This window comes from Streptomyces sp. NPDC059355, from assembly GCF_042752335.1.
Taxonomy (GTDB): Bacteria; Actinomycetota; Actinomycetes; order Streptomycetales; family Streptomycetaceae; genus Streptomyces.
The window spans coordinates 74,423-91,919 of sequence record NZ_JBHYXN010000024.1 but is presented as its reverse complement, the minus strand read 5'-3'; the positions used below and the strand labels follow the sequence as shown (position 1 = coordinate 91,919).

The window sequence follows — 17,497 nt, the reverse complement described above, 5'->3', positions numbered from 1 at the left end:
GGACGGGCGCCCCGGGTCCGCGGTTCCCCCCTGCGCATCCCGGAGTTACAACGGAACGATGTCGGGAGCCCCCAACCGCGCCGCATCCGCCGTCTGGTCGTCCGGCTGACGCTGCGATTCCCGTTCCGCCTGCACCCGCTTCTCGTAGTGTTCCACTTCCTTCTCGATCTGCTGCTTGTCCCACCCCAGCACCGGAGCCATCAGTTCCGCGCACTCCCGCGCCGACCGCGTCCCCCGGTCGAACGTTTCGATCGAGATCCGTGTCCGCCGCGTCAGCACGTCGTCCAGATGCCGCGCCCCCTCGTGCGAGGCCGCGTACACCACCTCGGCCCGCAGGTAGTCGTCCGCCCCGCCCACCGGCTGCCCCAGCCCCGGGTCCACCGCGATCAGGTCCAGCAGTTCGTCCGTCATCGAGCCGTAGCGGTTCAACAGGTGTTCCACCCGCGCCACGTGAAGGCCCGTCCGGGCCGCGATCCCGGCCCGCCCGTTCCACAGCGCCCGGTACCCCTCGGCCCCCACCAGCGGCACGTCCTCCGTCACGCACTCCGCGACCCGCTGGTCCAGCCCGTGCACCGCCTCGTCGACCGCGTCCTTCGCCATCACCCGGTACGTCGTGTACTTGCCGCCCGCCACCACCACCAGCCCCGGCACGGGATGCGCCACCGTGTGCTCGCGCGAGAGCTTGCTCGTCGCGTCCGACTCGCCGGCCAGCAGCGGCCGCAGGCCCGCGTACACCCCTTGTACGTCGTCCCTCGTCAGCGGTACCGCCAGCACCGAGTTGACGTGCTCCAGCAGGTAGTCGATGTCCGCGCTCGACGCCGCCGGATGCGCCTTGTCCAGGTCCCAGTCCGTGTCCGTGGTGCCCACGATCCAGCTGCGGCCCCACGGGATGACGAAGAGCACGGACTTCTCCGTGCGCAGGATCAGGCCCGTCGAGGAGTGGATCCGGTCCTTCGGTACGACCAGATGGATGCCCTTCGACGCCCGGACGTGGAACTGCCCCCGCTCCCCGATCAGCGCCTGCGTGTCGTCCGTCCACACCCCGGTCGCGTTCACGATCTGCCGCGCGCGGATCTCGTACTCGCCGCCGCCCTCCACGTCCTGCACGCGCGCCCCGACGACCCGCTCACCCTCCCGCAGGAAGCCGACCACCCTCGCCCGGTTGGCGCACTGCGCCCCGTAGGCCGCCGCCGTCCGCACCAGCGTGGCCACGTACCGCGCGTCGTCCATCTGGGCGTCGTAGTACTGCAGCGCGCCCACCAGCGCGTCCTTGCGCAGCGCCGGCGCGACCCGCAGCGCGCGCTTGCGCGACAGGTGCCGGTGGACCGGCAGCCCCCGCCCGTGCCCGCTGGAGACCGACATCGCGTCGTACAGCGCGACGCCCGATCCGGCGTAGAGCCGCTCCCAGCCCTTGTGCTGGAGCGGGTACAGGAACGGCACGGGCTTCACCAGGTGCGGAGCCAGCCGCTCCAGCAGCAGGCCGCGCTCCTTCAGGGCCTCCCGTACGAGGGCGAAGTCGAGCATCTCCAGATAGCGCAGGCCGCCGTGGATCAGCTTGCTGGACCGGCTGGAGGTGCCGGACGCCCAGTCCCTGGCCTCCACCAGCCCCGTGGAGAGGCCTCTGGTCGCGGCGTCGAGCGCGGTGCCGGCGCCCACCACGCCCGCGCCCACCACCAGCAGGTCCAGTTCCCGCTCGGCCATCCGGGCGAGCGCCTCTTCACGCTGGACCGGCCCCAGTGTCGCTGTCCTCACGGCTGCCTCCCGTCGGTGCGGGTCGTTCCCGCTCGGTGCGGGTGACCCCGCTCACATCCCCCGCTCACGATTCTGACCCGCCGTACCGACATCAGCCACCGCCTGTGGACAACACAACGGCGACCATCACCCCGTAATACGACACATCGGTCATATATACGCCTAGTCTGACATCGCGCCAGCTCCACACTCCACCTGCTCGGTCCACAGGAGTTGCGCACCCAGCCCCCTCATGCATGTCAGGGAAGGGACGGCACCCCATGCCCGCAGATCTCGCCGTCATCGGACTCGGCCACCTCGGCCTCCCGCTGGCCCAGGCGGCCGTCGCCGCCGGAATCGAGACGGTCGGCTACGACAGCGGTCCGGCGACGGCCGCAGCCACGGGACCCACCGGGGCCACGGCCACCGCCACGGACTCCACCCTCACCGCCGCCGAGATCCGCCGCATGTCGGCCGCCGGCTTCCGGATCACCACCAACCCCGCCGAACTCGGCCGGGTCCGCACCGCCGTCATCTGCGCCCCCACCCAGCTCGGCGCCGACCGCGCGCTCGACCTCTCCGCCGTCGGCGAGGCGGGCCGCACGCTCGCCGCCCGGCTGCGCCCGCACACCACCGTCATCCTCGAATCCGCCGCCCACCCCGGCGTCACCGAGGACTACCTGCGCCCCATCCTGGAGGCCGGCTCCGGACTGCGCGCCGGCCGGGACTTCCACCTCGCCTACTCCCCCAGCCGCCTCGACCCCGGCAACCGGACGCACGGCATCGCCAACACCCCCAAGGTGATCGGCGGCCTCACCCCCGCCTGCACCGAGTCCGCGCACGCCTTCTACGCCCGCCTCACCGAGAAGGTGGTCCGGGCCCGCGGCCTGCGCGAGGCCGAGACCGTGCAGCTGCTGGAGACCAACTACCGGCACGTCAACATCGCCCTCATGAACGAGATGGCGGTGCTCTGCCACGACCTCGGCGTCGACCTCTGGGACGTCATCCGCTGCGCCGAGACCAAGCCGTACGGATTCCAGGCCTTCCGGCCCGGCCCGGGAGTCGGCGGCCGCAGCGTCCCCCTCGACCCCAACTACCTCCCCCACACCACCCGCACCCCGGGCCACCCCCTGCGCATGGTCGGCCTGGCGCAGGAGATCAACGGCCGGATGCCCCAGTACGTCATCCAGCGTTCGGCCACCCTGCTGAACGAGCACGGGAAATCGGCCCGCGGCGCCCGGGTCCTGCTGCTCGGGGTCACGTACAAGCCCGACCTCGGCGACCAGGAGGGCTCGCCGGCCCGCGAGATCGCCAGCCGGCTGCTCGACCTCGGCGCACTGGTCAGCTACCACGACCCGTACGTCGCCGGATGGCGCGTCAGGGACCGGCCCGTGCCCCGTGCCGAGTCGTTGTACGAGGCCGCCGCCAACGCCGATCTGACGATCCTGCTCCAGCACCACCGCACGTACGACCTCCAAGGCCTCGCGGTGAAGGCGCAGTTGCTGCTGGACACCCGCGGGGCCAGCCCTGCGGGGGCGGCGCACCGTCTCTGACGCCGCCGGACCACGCCCGACCACCCCCGACCACGCCGGGAAATCGCTTCAGCGGATGTCGGAACCGCCTGCTAGCCTGCGGCGACTTATCTCATCCATACGTCCCCGGCCGACCTCCGCGGACACCCGTATGCCCGAATCCCTGGGGGGGGATTTCCACCATGAGCCAGCACATCCAGCCGCCCGCGCCCGAGTCCGGCGCGCCCGTCGCGGCCCCCGCCGTCCCGTACCCCGCCGAGCCCGCCCGCACCGGCAACATCGGCCTGGGCATCGCCGCGGCCGTGGTCGCCGCCCTCGCCGCGGCCGCCGCCTACGGCGGGATCATGAACGCGATCGACCGCCAGGTCGGCTACGCGGCGGTCGGCGTCGGCCTGCTGATCGGCTTCGCCGCCGGCAAGCTCGGCGGCAAGAACCCGGTGCTCCCCGTGGTCGGCGCGGTCCTCTCCCTCGGCGCCGTCTACCTCGGCCAGCTGTTCTTCATCGCGCTGGCCCTGGCCGACTACGGCAACGTCGGCCTCGGCGAGGTCTTCGACAAGGCGGGCGTCGGCGGCCTGAACGACATCTGGCAGGAGGGCGCGGACGCGATGGACTACGCCTTCCTCGCCATCGGCGGCTTCGTGGCCTTCGGCGCCGCCAAGAAGGCCGGCGCCTGAGGCTCCGCCCGACGGACGACGCCGGCCCGGCCGCCGGGCCGCCCGGGGTCGCCGGCCTGCCCGCAGCCCGGCTTGCCGGGGAACGCCCCGTCCTCTCCGGGCAGGGCCTGAGCCGACGCCGAAGGGCCGGCTCCCCGATCCGGGGAGCCGGCCCTTCGTGTCGGCGTACGTGCGGTCAGCGGCGGTGCTGGGAGTCCGCGACCGTGACCTCCACGCGCTGGAACTCCTTGAGCTCGCTGTAGCCCGTGGTGGCCATCGAACGGCGCAGGGCGCCGAAGATGTTCATCGAGCCGTCCGGGGTGTGCGACGGGCCGGTGAGGATCTCCTCGGTGGTGCCGACCGTGCCCAGGTCGACCTTCTTGCCGCGCGGCACGTCCTCGTGGACGGCCTCCATGCCCCAGTGGTTGCCCTTGCCGGGAGCGTCGGTGGCACGGGCCAGCGGGGAGCCCATCATCACGGCGTCCGCGCCGCAGGCGACGGCCTTCGGGATGTCGCCCGACCAGCCCACGCCGCCGTCGGCGATGACGTGCACGTACCGGCCGCCGGACTCGTCCATGTAGTCGCGGCGGGCCGCGGCCACGTCCGCGACGGCGGTGGCCATCGGGACCTGGATGCCGAGCACGTTGCGCGTGGTGTGCGCGGCGCCGCCGCCGAAGCCGACCAGGACGCCCGCCGCGCCGGTGCGCATCAGGTGCAGGGCCGCGGTGTACGTGGCGCAGCCGCCGACGATGACCGGGACGTCGAGCTCGTAGATGAACTGCTTGAGGTTCAGCGGCTCGGCGGCGCCGGAGACGTGCTCCGCCGACACCGTGGTGCCGCGGATGACGAAGATGTCCACGCCCGCGTCGACGACGGCCTTGGAGAACTCGGCGGTGCGCTGCGGGGAGAGCGCGGCGGCGGTGACGACACCGGAGTCGCGGACCTCCTTGATGCGCTGCCGGATCAGGTCCGCCTGGATCGGGGCGGAGTAGATCTCCTGGAGGCGGCGGGTGGCGGCCTCCTCGTCCAGCTCCGTGATCTCGTCGAGCAGCGGCTGCGGGTCCTCGTAGCGGGTCCACAGGCCTTCGAGGTTCAGCACGCCGAGGCCGCCGAGCTCGCCGATGCGGATGGCGGTCTGCGGGGAGACGACCGAGTCCATGGGGGCGGCGAGGAACGGGAGCTCGAAGCGGTAGGCGTCGATCTGCCAGGCGATCGAGACCTCCTTCGGGTCCCGCGTACGCCGGCTCGGGACGATGGCGATGTCGTCGAACGCGTACGCCCTGCGGCCGCGCTTGCCGCGCCCGATCTCGATCTCAGTCACGTGTGGTGGCCTTTCCTCTGGGTCTGCCCGTCCAGTATCCCCGAACCCCGGCCCCCCGCGTTCCGGTGACCGCTGTACGGACGCAACGGAAAGGGGGCCGGTCCGGCCGGACCAGCCCCCTTCATGCGCTGTGGACTCAGCCCTTGCGGCTGTAGTTCGGCGCCTCGACGGTCATCTGGATGTCGTGCGGGTGGCTCTCCTTGAGGCCCGCCGACGTGATGCGGACGAAGCGGCCGCGGTCCTGGAGCTCCGGCACCGTGCGGCCGCCGACGTAGAACATCGACTGGCGCAGGCCGCCGACGAGCTGGTGCACGACCGCGGAGAGCGGGCCGCGGTAGGGGACCTGGCCCTCGATGCCCTCGGGGATGAGCTTGTCGTCGCCGCCCACGCCCTCCTGGAAGTAGCGGTCCTTGGAGAAGGAGCGCTGGTCGCCGCGGGACTGCATCGCGCCGAGCGAGCCCATGCCGCGGTACGACTTGAACTGCTTGCCGTTGATGAAGAGCAGCTCGCCCGGGGACTCCTCGCAGCCCGCGAGGAGCGAGCCCAGCATCACCGTGTCGGCGCCCGCGACGAGCGCCTTCGCGATGTCGCCGGAGTACTGCAGGCCGCCGTCGCCGATGACCGGGACGCCGGCCGCCTTCGCGGCGAGGGAGGCCTCGTAGATGGCGGTGACCTGCGGGACGCCGATGCCGGCGACGACGCGGGTGGTGCAGATGGAGCCGGGGCCGACGCCGACCTTGATGCCGTCGCAGCCGGCGTCGATCAGCGCCTGGGCGCCGTCGCGGGTGGCGACGTTGCCGCCGATGACGTCGACGGAGGAGTTCGACTTGATCTTGGCGACCATGTCGCCGACCAGGCGGGAGTGGCCGTGGGCGGTGTCGACGACGATGAAGTCGGCGCCCGCCTCGATCAGCGCCTGGGCGCGGTCGTACGCGTCACCGGCGACGCCGACCGCGGCACCGACCAGGAGGCGGCCGCCCTTGTCCTTGGCGGCGTTCGGGTACTTCTCGGCCTTGACGAAGTCCTTGACCGTGATGAGGCCCTTGAGGATGCCCGCGTCGTCGACCAGCGGAAGCTTCTCGATCTTGTGGCGGCGCAGCAGCTCCATGGCGTCCACGCCGGAGATGCCGACCTTGCCCGTGACCAGCGGCATCGGGGTCATGACCTCGCGCACCTGGCGGCTGCGGTCCGACTCGAAGGCCATGTCGCGGTTGGTGACGATGCCGAGCAGCTTGCCGGCCGTGTCGGTGACGGGGACGCCGGAGATGCGGAACTTCGCGCACAGCTGGTCGGCCTCGCCCAGCGTCGCGTCCGGGTGCACCGTGATCGGGTCGGTGACCATGCCGGACTCGGAGCGCTTGACCAGGTCGACCTGGTTGGCCTGGTCGGCGATCGACAGGTTGCGGTGCAGTACGCCGACGCCGCCCTGGCGGGCCATCGCGATGGCCATGCGGGCCTCGGTGACCTTGTCCATGGCGGCCGAGAGCAGCGGCACGTTCACGCGGACGTTGCGCGAGATGAGGGAAGAGGTGTCGATCGCGTCAGGCGACATGTCCGACGCGCCCGGCAGCAGCAGCACGTCGTCGTAGGTCAGTCCGAGCGTGGCGAATTTGTCGGGCACTCCGTCGGCGGTCATGACACCTTCCCAAATGGTCTTGCTCAGCGCGGATGTCCATGCTAACGGGATCCCGACGCGTCTCATTCCACGACCAAGGTCAAGGAGAAGTTTCGTCTGTTCCTACGAAACCTACTGCTCGGCGAGCGCGCGCAGCCGGCTGAGCGCGCGATGCTGGGCCACCCGCACCGCACCGGGGGACATGCCGAGCATCTGCCCGGTCTCCTCGGCCGTCAGGCCGACCGCCACCCGCAGTACGAGCAGCTCACGCTGGTTCTCCGGAAGGTTGGCCAGCAGCTTCTTGGCCCAGGCGGCGTCACTGCTCAGCAGTGCCCGCTCCTCCGGACCCAGCGAGTCGTCCGGCCGCTCCGGCATCTCGTCGGAGGGCACGGCCGTGCTGCCCGGGTGCCGCATGGCGGCCCGCTGCAGGTCGGCGACCTTGTGTGCGGCGATGGCGAAGACGAAGGCCTCGAAGGGCCGGCCGGTGTCCCGGTACCGCGGCAGCGCCATCAGGACGGCGACGCAGACCTCCTGCGCGAGGTCCTCCACGAAGTGGCGGGCGTCGCCCGGGAGCCGCGAGAGGCGGGCCCTGCAGTAGCGGATGGCCAGCGGGTGCACGAAGGCGAGCAGATCGTGCGTCGCCTGCTCGTCACCCTCGACCGCTCTGCGCACGAGCGCGCTGACAGCCCCGGCGCTGCCGCTCTTGGCGGCGCCGGTGGAGCCTGTGGCCGTGGGTGACCCCTGGGCCTCGTCGTCGCGCATCAATCCATGGTGCCTTGGCGCCGGAGCATTCGCGCCGCCACGGCCCGTGTTGTGCGTCGAAGCGTTATGAGCGGGTGCGCCTGAGCTCATCACTGCGCCCTCCCCTCCCGCTCGACCGAATACTCCCCGAGGCCCCATCCCAGAAAATGCGCCACACCTCAAGCATGCGGCATCGCGCGCGAAGCGACACGTCCCACGATTGTGCCCCGCCCATCCCCGGGTGCGCACCGGGTACGGGGGGGACGGGAACGGACGACGGCACTACGGGCACACGACGGGCATGCGCGGGGACGGCCGGGGCGGCCGAAGACAGCCGGTCGCGCGGCCTGCCGCCCCGCCCGCCGGTGGCGGACGGGACCGCTCTCAGCGTCCGGTCTGCGGTCTCGCGGTCAGCGGACCAGACCCCAGCGGAATCCGAGCGCCACGGCGTGCGCCCGGTCCGAGGCGCCCAGCTTCTTGAACAGCCGGCGGGCGTGCGTCTTGACCGTGTCCTCGGAGAGGAAGAGCTCGCGCCCGATCTCCGCGTTGGACCGGCCGTGGCTCATGCCCTCCAGCACCTGGATCTCGCGCGCGGTGAGCGTGGGCGCGGCGCCCATCTCGGCCGAGCGGAGCCGGCGCGGGGCCAGACGCCAGGTCGGGTCGGCGAGTGCCTGGGTGACCGTGGCCCGCAGTTCGGCGCGCGAGGCGTCCTTGTGCAGATAGCCCCGGGCGCCGGCGGCGACCGCGAGGGCCACCCCGTCCAGGTCCTCGGCGACCGTCAGCATGATGATGCGGGCGCCCGGATCGGCCGAGAGCAGCCGGCGCACCGTCTCCACACCGCCCAGCCCCGGCATCCGTACATCCATCAGAATCAGGTCGGAGCGGTCGGCACCCCAGCGGCGGAGGACTTCCTCGCCGTTGGCCGCCGTCGTCACACGCTCGACGCCGGGCACGGTGGCAACCGCGCGACGGAGCGCCTCTCGGGCAAGCGGGGAGTCGTCGCAGACGAGGACGGAAGTCATGACCGCCCTCCGCAGCTGCTGATGCGCGTCACCTTGAGCCTCCAGGCTGGTACGTATCGTCACCTGTGCGGTCGATGCCCCCGGACACCTGTCCGAGAACTTCTTGGTTCAACCGCCTTCGCACTCTCAACGATGGTCACTCGAAAGAGTTACGGGTCGGACGGACACCTTCGGCACTCTACGTGAGGAAGCGATCACGACGCGGGCGCCACTCTCGGCGTGTCCTCCATCTGGAGCTATGCCCTATTTGGCGGCTTTTCTTCCGTTTAGCACGTGTCTGAGGCTAGATTCCCAATGAGTCATATTTACATCTACTCCGACAGTAGGTGTGGAGACTTGGACCGTATCCGTCTCAGTACCGGCACCAAGAGGACTACCCATGGCAGATTTCTCCCGCCTCCCCGGACCGAACGCCGACCTCTGGGACTGGCAGCTGCTGGCCGCCTGCCGGGGGGTCGACAGCTCCCTCTTCTTCCACCCGGAAGGCGAGCGGGGCGCGGCGAGGAGTGCGCGCGAGGCCTCGGCTAAAGAGGTCTGCATGAGATGCCCGGTGCGCTCGGAATGCGCCGCGCACGCACTGGCCGTCCGCGAGCCCTACGGGGTGTGGGGCGGCCTCACCGAGGACGAGCGCGAAGAACTGATGGGACGCGCACGCCACCGCCTGATCCCCGCGTCGAGCACGATCGGACCCCTTCCGCCGCACTGATCCACGGTTCGCCGAAACGCCCGAAGGAACGTTTCCCCAGCCTGCACGCGGACCGGAACCGGCCCGGAACGTCACGCGATTGGCCGTACCGCCGTACGTCGAGCCGACGCCGTATGCCGTGCGGTCAACGCGTGGCGGCCCGCTCCAGTTCGGCCAGGGTCGCCGCCACGGCCGGTACGCGCGCCAGGTCGGGCAGGGTCAGCGCCACGACCTCCCGCTCCACCGCGGGCTCCACTGCCACCGTGCTCACGCCCTTGGCCCGTACGGACTCCACCGCCAGCTCCGGCAGTACGGCGACGCCCAGCCCGGCGCCGACCAGGCCGACCACGGCCGGGTAGTCGTCGGTCGCGAAGTCGATGCGCGGGGTGAAGCCCACCTCCTCGCACACCTCCACCAGATGGCGGCGGCAGCGCGGGCAGCCGGCGATCCAGGGCTCGTCGGCCAGTTCCGCCATGCCCACCCGCTCGGCCCCCGCCAGCCGGTGCCCCTCGGGGACCAGCCCGACGAGCCGGTCCGTGAGCAGCGGCCGCACCACGAGGTCCTCCCACTCGCCGTCGGAGGCCGAGCCGCCGGCCGAGGGGGAGGCCGAGCCGTACCGGAAGGCCAGCGCCAGATCGCAGTCCCCCTCGCGCAGCATCTCCACCGACCGCGGCGGCTCCGCCTCGACCAGCGAGATCCGGGTGCCGGGGTGCTCGGCGCGCATCGCGGCCAGCGCGGTCGGCACCAGCGTGGAGCTGCCGCTGGGGAAGGACACCAGGCGGACCCGGCCCGCGCGCAGCCCGGCGATGGCCGCGACCTCCTCCTCGGCGGCGGTCAGCCCGGCGAGGATCCCGGCGGCGTGCCGGACCAGGGCCGTACCGGCCTGGGTCAGCCGCATCTCGCGGCCGGCCCGGATGAGCAGCGGGGTGCCGGCCGACTGCTCCAGCGCCTTCATCTGCTGGGAGACGGCGGGCTGGGTGCAGCCGAGCTCGCGGGCGGCGGCGGAGAAGGACCCGGTGCCGGCGACGGCGCGCAGCACCCGGAGATGACGTGCCTCGATCATCCTTCGAGCATAAGCCCGACTTTGAGCCCGGCGCCAATATTCTCACGCCCCTTTGAGGGGGCTGGGTTACCGTGCTTCCCATGGCTCTGTTCCCCTCGGCTCCCCCGCACGTCGCCTCCGTGAACCTCGGCCGCGCGACGGCCGTCGACCACACCGACGCGGAGGGCGGGGTGACCGGTATCGGCAAGCGGCCCGTCCCCGGTCCGGTCCACGTGTTCCCGCCCGGGCCCAAGGGCGTCGGCGCGAGCGGCCTCGAGGGCGACGCCGTCTGCGACCTGCGCCACCACGGCGGTGACGACCAGGCCGTCTACGCCTACGCGCGCGAGGACCTCGACTGGTGGGAGGGCGAGCTGGACCGCGAGCTGCCCGCCGGGCTCTTCGGCGAGAACCTCACCACCTCCGGCATGGAGCTGACGGGCGCGCTGCTCGGCGAGCGCTGGCGGGTCGGTACGGGCGGGCTCGTCCTCGAGGTGGCGTCGGCCCGCATCCCGTGCCGCACCTTCCAGGGCGCGCTCGGCGAGAAGGGCTGGGTCAAGCGGTACACGCGGGCCGCGCGGCCGGGTGCGTACCTGCGCGTGGTCCAGGAGGGGCCGGTCTCCCCCGGCGACCCCGTCGAGGTCCTCCACCGCCCGGACCACGACGTGACGGTGGAGCTCTGGTTCCGGGCCTTCACCACCGACCGGTCGCTCCTCGCGCACACCCGGGCGGCGGGACCGGCGATGGCTCCGCAGTGGCACGAGGCGGCTCTCGCGCACCTGGAGAAGTACGGGCAGTAGTACGGAAGCAGGGGCGTACGCGGCCGGGAGCAGGGCGTTCGTAGCCGGAAGTAGCGGTTCCGCAGCGGGAAGCGACGGTTCGCGGCGCCGACGATCACGAAGGTGTACCGCCCGGCGGGCTCCCCTTGAGCTGTCGCCGGGGGCGGCTAGGTTGCGCTTATGACGACTGCGTTGATTACGGGATCCACGGCGGGCATCGGCGCCGCATTCGCCCGGCGGCTCGCCGCCCAGGGCCACAACCTCGTGCTGGTGGCCCGCGATGCGTTGCGGCTCGGCGAGCAGGCCACCGAGCTGCACGACCGGCACGGCATCGAGGCCGAGGTGCTGGCGGCCGACCTGTCCACCGACGAGGGCATCGCGGCGGTCGAGCGGCGTCTGGGCGACCGTACGCACCCGGTGGATCTGCTGGTCAACAACGCGGGCTTCGGCAACAAGGGCCGCTACCTCGAAGTCTCCATGGCCGACGAGCTGACCATGCTGAAGGTGCACATCGAGGCCGTCCTGCGGCTGACCTCGGCGGCCACCGGGTCGATGCGCTCGCGCGGCCGCGGCGGAGTCGTCAACGTGGCCTCGGTGGCGGCGTTCGTACCGCGCGGGACGTACGGGGCGAGCAAGGCCTGGGTCGTGCAGTTCACGCAGGGCGCGGCGCGGGACCTGTCCGGATCGGGCGTGCGGCTGATGGCGCTGTGCCCCGGCTTCGTCCGCACCGAGTTCCACGAGCGGGCCGGCATGGGCACGGACAACATCCCCAACTGGATGTGGCTGGACGCGGACAAGCTGGTGGCTGCGGCCCTGGACGACCTGGCGCGCGGGAAGACGGTCTCGATCCCGGATCCGCGGTACAAGGCGCTGATGGGCCTGGTGAAGCTGACCCCGCGCGGGCTGCTGGGCGGGGTGTCCTCGCGCACGGGCCGCAAGTACGGCCCCCAGTAGTCCGAGTGACTCGCGGGTAGGCCGGCTCCCAAACCGGCCGAACGGGTGAAATCTCCCTAAACTGGATACGTCCATCCAGCGCGGGAGTACGCCATGACATTCGTACAAATAGTCGATTACGAGACCAGCAGGCCCGAGGCAGTCAACGAGGTCATCGACCGGTACCTGGCGGAGACGAAGGGCAAGCGCACCGTGGCCCACACCGTGGTGGGCAAGGACCGGGAATCCGACACGCGCTACGTCGACGTCGTCGAATTCCCGTCGTACGAAGCGGCCATGAAGAACTCTCACCTCCCGGAGACGGACAGGATGTTCCAGGAGATGATGGCCCTCTGCGACGGGATGCCCCGGTTCACCAACCTGGACGTCGTCCGCGACGAGCACCTCAACGCGCTGCTCGCGAACCGCATGTACGAAGAGGTCGCGATGAAGGGCGACATGTCCGTCATCGACGAGATCTTCGCGGCGGACTACCGTGACCACGACATCAGCCGGCCCGAGGACAAGATCGGCCGCGACGGCATCCGCGAGGACGTACAGATGTGGCGCGGCGCCTTCGACCTCACCTTCACGCGGGATGCCCAGATGGCCCAGGAGGACTACGTCACCACGATGTGGACCTTCAACGGCAAGCACAAGGGCGAGTTCATGGGGATCGCCCCGACCGGCAAGGACTGCACGATGACCGGCACGACGGTCTTCCGGTGCGAGGACGGAATGATCAAGGAAGGCTGGTGGCACTACGACGCCATGCGCCTGATGAGGGAACTGGGCGCGATGTGACGGCACCCCGCCTACGGGAAGGCCCCGTTCCGCCGATGCGGAACGGGGCCTTCTCGATGTGGGGCGCGATCAGTGGCTGTGACCGTGACCGCCGTGGCCGTGACCGGAGTCGCCCTCGTCGTCGGCCGGCTTCTCGACGACCAGGGTCTCGGTCGTGAGCAGCAGGGAGGCGATGGAAGCGGCGTTCTCCAGCGCGGAGCGCGTGACCTTGACCGGGTCGATGACGCCGGCCTTGACCAGGTCGCCGTACTCGCCGGTGGCGGCGTTGAAGCCCTGGCCCTTGTCGAGCTCGGCGACCTTCGAGGTGATGACGTAGCCCTCGAGGCCGGCGTTCTCGGCGATCCAGCGCAGCGGCTCGACGGCGGCGCGGCGGACGACCGCGACACCGGTGGCCTCGTCGCCCGACAGGCCGAGGTTGCCCTCCAGCACCTTCACGGCGTGGACGAGCGCGGAGCCACCGCCGGAGACGATGCCCTCCTCGACCGCGGCGCGGGTCGCCGAGATGGCGTCCTCGAGACGGTGCTTCTTCTCCTTGAGCTCCACCTCGGTGGCGGCGCCGACCTTGATGACGCAGACGCCGCCGGCGAGCTTCGCCAGGCGCTCCTGCAGCTTCTCGCGGTCCCAGTCCGAGTCCGTGGACTCGATCTCGGCCTTGATCTGGTTGACGCGGCCGACGACCTCGTCGTGGCTGCCGCCACCGTCGACGATGGTCGTGTCGTCCTTGGAGATGGTCACGCGGCGCGCGGAACCGAGCACGTCCAGACCGGCCTGGTCGAGCTTGAGGCCGACCTCCTCGGCGATGACGGTGGCACCGGTGAGGGTGGCCATGTCCTGGAGCATCGCCTTGCGGCGGTCGCCGAAGCCGGGGGCCTTGACGGCCACCGCGTTGAAGGTGCCGCGGATCTTGTTGACGACGAGGGTGGAGAGCGCCTCGCCCTCGACGTCCTCGGCGATGATCAGCAGCGGCTTCGAGGCGCCGGCCTGGATGACCTTCTCGAGCAGCGGCAGGAGGTCCTGGATGGAGGAGATCTTGCCCTGGTTGATCAGGATATACGGGTCGTCGAGGACGGCCTCCATACGCTCCTGGTCGGTGACCATGTACGGCGAGAGGTAGCCCTTGTCGAAGGCCATGCCCTCGGTGAACTCCAGCTCCAGGCCGAAGGCGTTGGACTCCTCGACGGTGATGACACCGTCCTTGCCGACCTTGTCCATCGCCTCGGCGATGAGCTCGCCGACCTGCTGGTCCTGCGCGGAGAGCGCGGCCACGGCGGCGATGTCGGACTTGTCCTCGATCGGACGGGCGGTCGCGAGGAGCTCCTCGGACACGGCCTTGACCGCGGCGTCGATGCCCTTCTTCAGGGCGGCCGGGGAGGCGCCGGCGGCGACGTTGCGCAGGCCCTCGCGGACCAGCGCCTGGGCCAGCACGGTGGCGGTGGTGGTGCCGTCACCCGCGATGTCGTTGGTCTTGGTCGCCACCTCCTTCACGAGCTGCGCGCCCAGGTTCTCGTACGGGTCGTCCAGCTCGACCTCGCGGGCGATGGTGACACCGTCGTTGGTGATGGTGGGGGCGCCGAACTTCTTGTCGATGACGACGTTGCGGCCCTTGGGGCCGATCGTCACCTTCACCGTGTCGGCCAGCTTGTTGACGCCGCGCTCGAGGGCGCGACGGGCGTCCTCGTCGAACTTCAGGATCTTCGCCATGGGAGCGGTTCAGCCCTCTCGAAAACTCGGGTTTAACGAACTGCGCCCCTTGCCGCCCGGCAATCAGCGGGGTGACCAGGGGCGCAGCTCAAAGCAATGCTTCGGTGAATTACTTCTCGATGATCGCGAGCACGTCGCGAGCCGAGAGGACGAGGTACTCCTCGCCGCTGTACTTCACTTCGGTGCCGCCGTACTTGCTGTACAGCACGATGTCGCCGACGCTGACGTCCAGCGGGAGACGCTGGCCGTCCTCGAAGCGGCCCGGGCCCACGGCGAGGACGACGCCCTCCTGGGGCTTCTCCTTCGCGGTGTCCGGGATGACCAGGCCGGAAGCCGTGGTCTGCTCGGCGTCGAGCGGCTGGACCACAATGCGGTCCTCGAGCGGCTTGATGGCAACCTTGGAGCTGGTGGTCGTCACGATCCGACCTCCCCCTTCGGAGATCTCACGGGGCTAACTGTCTGGGTGGCGACCAGGTGGATCCGTCGTCGCGGGTGCCGGACCTGCCCGTCGCTGTGTTGGCACTCACCGGGGGCGAGTGCCAGGTGCGAGACTATTCCGGCGATTAGCACTCGGTCAAGCGGAGTGCCAACACGCTCCGCCCCGTTGTCCGGATCGGGGGGCTCCCCGGGCCCCGCGGCAGCCCTCCCCAAGCGCCGTCCGGGGACCCCGGGTGGGCGGTATGTGACAGTTGGGGCGTGCGGATACTTGTGGTCGAAGACGAAGAAGGCCTCGCCGAGTCACTGCGGCGCGGCCTCTCCGCCGAGGGGCACTGGGTCGACCTCGCCCACGACGGCCACCGCGGGCTGAACCTCGCCCGCACCGGCTCCTACGACGCCGTCCTGCTCGACCTGATGCTGCCCGGCCTCAGCGGGTACGAGATCTGCGCCCGCCTGCGGGCCGACGGCGACCCCACGCCCGTCCTCATGCTGACCGCCAAGGACGGCGAGTACGACGAGGCCGAAGGCCTCGACTCGGGCGCCGACGACTACCTCACCAAGCCGTTCTCGTTCGTGGTCCTCGCCGCCCGGCTCCGCGCCCTGGCCCGGCGGGCGGCCGCCACCGCCGACCCCCACCCCACCCTCCAGGCCGGGGACCTCGTCCTCGAACCCGCCGGCCGCCGCTGCCGCCGCGGCGTGCACGACATCGAGCTCACCGCCCGCGAGCTCGGCGTCCTCGCCTGCCTCATGGAGCAGCCCGGCCGGGCCGTCTCCAAGCAGGACATCCTGGACGAGGTCTGGGACACCCCGCACGCCATCGACCCGAACATCGTCGAGGTGTACGTCTCCTCACTGCGCAAGAAGATCGACGCCCCCTTCGGCCGCCGCTCGATCCTCACCGTCCACGGCACCGGCTACCGCATGGCCCCCGATGGCGGCTAGGGGGGCTCCGGCGGATCATGGCCGGGGCCGCCGGACACCCCCTGGGAGACGCCTCGCCGACCGGCCCGGCGTGCACCGCGAGACACTCCCCAGGACGAGCCCGGGACCGCTCCGCCGGCGTGCCGCACTGGCCGCCGCGCTCGCCATGGCCGCCGTGCTCGGCGCCGGCGGGCTCTGGCTGTACACCCTGCTCCGGGCCAACCTCCTCGACAACACCACCGGCCGCACCGAGCTCGCCGCCCGCAAGGTCGCCGCCCAGCTCGACGGCCACGCCTTCCCCGGCGGGCGGCTGCCCGCGCCGGAGAGCGGGGTGGACCTGGTCCTCGTACGGGACGCGCAGGGGCGGACCGTCGCCTCCACCGGGGACCTCGGGGACTCCCCCGACCTCGGCGGCCTGCGCCCGCCCGCACCGGGCGCGTCCGGCGAGGACTCCCGCTCCGCCGTGCTCCCGCCCGCGCGCCCCGGCGCGGAACGCCGCGCGGTGGTCGCGGTCGAGGCGCCGGGCGGGCACGAGGTGTACGCCGTCACCGTGCTCGGCGACGTGGACGACGCGACCCGCGCCATCGCCCTCGGCCTGCTGGCCGGCGCGCCCCCGCTGATCGGCTTCGCGGCGGCCCTCGCCCGGTGGGTGACGGGGCACGCCCTGCGCCCGGTCACCGCGATCCGGACCGAGCTCGCGGCGGTCACCTCCAGCGAGCTGGACCGCCGCGTTCCGGACCCCGGCGGGGCGGACGAGATCGCCCAGCTGGCCCGGACCGTCAACGACACGCTCGACCGGCTGGAGCGGTCCGACGCCCGGCAGCGGCAGTTCACCGCGGACGCCTCGCACGAACTGCGCAACCCGCTGGCCGCGGTCCGGTCCCGGCTGGAGGTGGCGCTGGCCCAGGGCCGCCCCGACCGGGAGTCGGTCGCGGCCGCGCTGGCCGATACCGAGCGGCTCCAGCGCATCGCGGCTGACCTGCTGCTGCTGGCCCGCCTCGACGGCGGCCCCGCACCCCGGACCGAGCCGGTGGACCTGGCGCTGCTGGCCGCGGAGGACCTGGCCCGGCGCCCGGACCCCCGGGTTCCGGTCCGGCTGGACGCGCGGGCGCCCGTACCGGCGTCCGGGGATCCGGCGCGGCTGGAGCGGGCGCTGGCCAACCTGGTGGACAACGCGCTGCGGCACGCCCGTACGGGGGTCGTCGTACGGGCGGCCACCGAGCCGGCGCGGCCGGGCGGCGGCTGCGCCTGGGCGGTGCTGGAGGTCGAGGACGACGGCCCCGGCATCCCGGCGGCGGACCGCGACCGGGTCTTCGAGCGGTTCGTCCGCCTGGACCCGGACCGCGGGCGCGCGGGCGGCGGTACGGGCCTGGGCCTGGCCATCGTGCGCGAGATCGCCCGCGCGCACGGCGGCGAGGCGCGGGCGCTGCCGTCGGGGGCGGGCGGCGGGCGCGGCATCCGCCTCGTCCTGCGCGTGCCGGTCGGCGGGCCGGCCCCCGCCCGTCCCTGAGAGCCGCGGGCCGCGGGCCCTGAACGGCGGGCCCTGGACGGCGGGTCCTGGACGGCGGGTCCTGAACGGCCC

16 protein-coding genes are annotated in these 17,497 nt (G+C 71.9%); 8 read left to right on the top strand and 8 right to left on the bottom strand.

Annotated features, from left to right (window positions below):
* Nucleotides 1-45: 45 nt before the first annotated feature.
* Complete coding sequence (locus ACFXGI_RS22985) at nucleotides 46-1,752, bottom strand: glycerol-3-phosphate dehydrogenase/oxidase (protein ID WP_384709637.1); 1,707 nt, start codon at nucleotides 1,750-1,752, stop codon at nucleotides 46-48.
* Nucleotides 1,753-2,012: 260 nt separating this feature from the next.
* Here ACFXGI_RS22985 and ACFXGI_RS22980 point away from each other — a divergent pair, with 260 nt between their 5' ends.
* Together ACFXGI_RS22980 and ACFXGI_RS22975 are read left to right on the top strand one after the other, a co-directional pair.
* Nucleotides 2,013-3,284: a nucleotide sugar dehydrogenase gene (locus ACFXGI_RS22980; RefSeq protein WP_384709634.1), complete on the top strand. Its 1,272-nt coding sequence runs from the start codon at nucleotides 2,013-2,015 to the stop codon at nucleotides 3,282-3,284.
* 161 nt (nucleotides 3,285-3,445) lie between these two features.
* Nucleotides 3,446-3,937, top strand: a complete 492-nt coding sequence (locus tag ACFXGI_RS22975; protein WP_384709632.1) for a hypothetical protein — start codon at nucleotides 3,446-3,448, stop codon at nucleotides 3,935-3,937.
* 175 nt (nucleotides 3,938-4,112) lie between these two features.
* Here ACFXGI_RS22975 and ACFXGI_RS22970 read toward each other — a convergent pair whose 3' ends face one another.
* The 4 genes from ACFXGI_RS22970 to ACFXGI_RS22955 all read right to left on the bottom strand — a co-directional run bounded on the left by ACFXGI_RS22970 (nucleotide 4,113) and on the right by ACFXGI_RS22955 (nucleotide 8,615).
* Entirely contained in the window at nucleotides 4,113-5,237 is a 1,125-nt protein-coding gene (locus ACFXGI_RS22970; protein WP_030864311.1) for a GuaB3 family IMP dehydrogenase-related protein, read from the bottom strand.
* Nucleotides 5,238-5,373: 136 nt separating this feature from the next.
* Nucleotides 5,374-6,873 (bottom strand): IMP dehydrogenase, encoded by a 1,500-nt coding sequence (guaB, locus tag ACFXGI_RS22965; RefSeq protein WP_384709629.1) that lies wholly within the window; start codon nucleotides 6,871-6,873, stop codon nucleotides 5,374-5,376.
* A 111-nt stretch (nucleotides 6,874-6,984) separates the two neighbouring features.
* The gene (locus tag ACFXGI_RS22960) at nucleotides 6,985-7,614 is read right to left on the bottom strand and encodes a sigma-70 family RNA polymerase sigma factor (protein ID WP_384709626.1); all 630 of its coding nucleotides are present in this window, start codon (nucleotides 7,612-7,614) and stop codon (nucleotides 6,985-6,987) included.
* 389 nt (nucleotides 7,615-8,003) lie between these two features.
* A complete protein-coding gene (locus tag ACFXGI_RS22955; protein ID WP_003948568.1) occupies nucleotides 8,004-8,615 on the bottom strand; it encodes a response regulator transcription factor in 612 nt (203 codons plus the stop codon).
* A gap of 379 nt (nucleotides 8,616-8,994) precedes the next feature.
* On the opposite strand from ACFXGI_RS22955, the gene ACFXGI_RS22950 reads away from it, so the two are divergent.
* Entirely contained in the window at nucleotides 8,995-9,321 is a 327-nt protein-coding gene (locus ACFXGI_RS22950; RefSeq protein WP_030864318.1) for a WhiB family transcriptional regulator, read from the top strand.
* A gap of 124 nt (nucleotides 9,322-9,445) precedes the next feature.
* Here ACFXGI_RS22950 and ACFXGI_RS22945 read toward each other — a convergent pair whose 3' ends face one another.
* Nucleotides 9,446-10,363, bottom strand: coding sequence for a LysR family transcriptional regulator (locus ACFXGI_RS22945; protein ID WP_384709624.1), 918 nt, complete (start codon nucleotides 10,361-10,363; stop codon nucleotides 9,446-9,448).
* 80 nt (nucleotides 10,364-10,443) lie between these two features.
* Here ACFXGI_RS22945 and ACFXGI_RS22940 point away from each other — a divergent pair, with 80 nt between their 5' ends.
* The 3 genes from ACFXGI_RS22940 to ACFXGI_RS22930 all read left to right on the top strand — a co-directional run bounded on the left by ACFXGI_RS22940 (nucleotide 10,444) and on the right by ACFXGI_RS22930 (nucleotide 12,855).
* Nucleotides 10,444-11,139: an MOSC domain-containing protein gene (locus ACFXGI_RS22940; RefSeq protein ID WP_384709621.1), complete on the top strand. Its 696-nt coding sequence runs from the start codon at nucleotides 10,444-10,446 to the stop codon at nucleotides 11,137-11,139.
* Between the two features lie 159 nt (nucleotides 11,140-11,298).
* Nucleotides 11,299-12,072: an SDR family NAD(P)-dependent oxidoreductase gene (locus ACFXGI_RS22935; RefSeq protein ID WP_384709618.1), complete on the top strand. Its 774-nt coding sequence runs from the start codon at nucleotides 11,299-11,301 to the stop codon at nucleotides 12,070-12,072.
* 93 nt (nucleotides 12,073-12,165) lie between these two features.
* Nucleotides 12,166-12,855 (top strand): ester cyclase, encoded by a 690-nt coding sequence (locus ACFXGI_RS22930; protein WP_384709615.1) that lies wholly within the window; start codon nucleotides 12,166-12,168, stop codon nucleotides 12,853-12,855.
* A gap of 69 nt (nucleotides 12,856-12,924) precedes the next feature.
* On the opposite strand, the gene groL is transcribed toward ACFXGI_RS22930, so the two are convergent.
* Nucleotides 12,925-14,556 (bottom strand): chaperonin GroEL, encoded by a 1,632-nt coding sequence (gene groL, locus ACFXGI_RS22925; RefSeq protein WP_384709612.1) that lies wholly within the window; start codon nucleotides 14,554-14,556, stop codon nucleotides 12,925-12,927.
* Nucleotides 14,557-14,665: 109 nt separating this feature from the next.
* Nucleotides 14,666-14,974, bottom strand: a complete 309-nt coding sequence (gene groES, locus ACFXGI_RS22920; RefSeq protein WP_030154760.1) for a co-chaperone GroES — start codon at nucleotides 14,972-14,974, stop codon at nucleotides 14,666-14,668.
* Between the two features lie 278 nt (nucleotides 14,975-15,252).
* Between groES and ACFXGI_RS22915 the strand changes: the two genes are divergently transcribed.
* Together ACFXGI_RS22915 and ACFXGI_RS22910 are read left to right on the top strand one after the other, a co-directional pair.
* The gene (locus tag ACFXGI_RS22915; RefSeq protein WP_384709608.1) at nucleotides 15,253-15,936 is read left to right on the top strand and encodes a response regulator transcription factor; all 684 of its coding nucleotides are present in this window, start codon (nucleotides 15,253-15,255) and stop codon (nucleotides 15,934-15,936) included.
* A 70-nt stretch (nucleotides 15,937-16,006) separates the two neighbouring features.
* Nucleotides 16,007-17,425: a sensor histidine kinase gene (locus ACFXGI_RS22910; protein WP_384709605.1), complete on the top strand. Its 1,419-nt coding sequence runs from the start codon at nucleotides 16,007-16,009 to the stop codon at nucleotides 17,423-17,425.
* Nucleotides 17,426-17,497 lie beyond the last annotated feature (72 nt).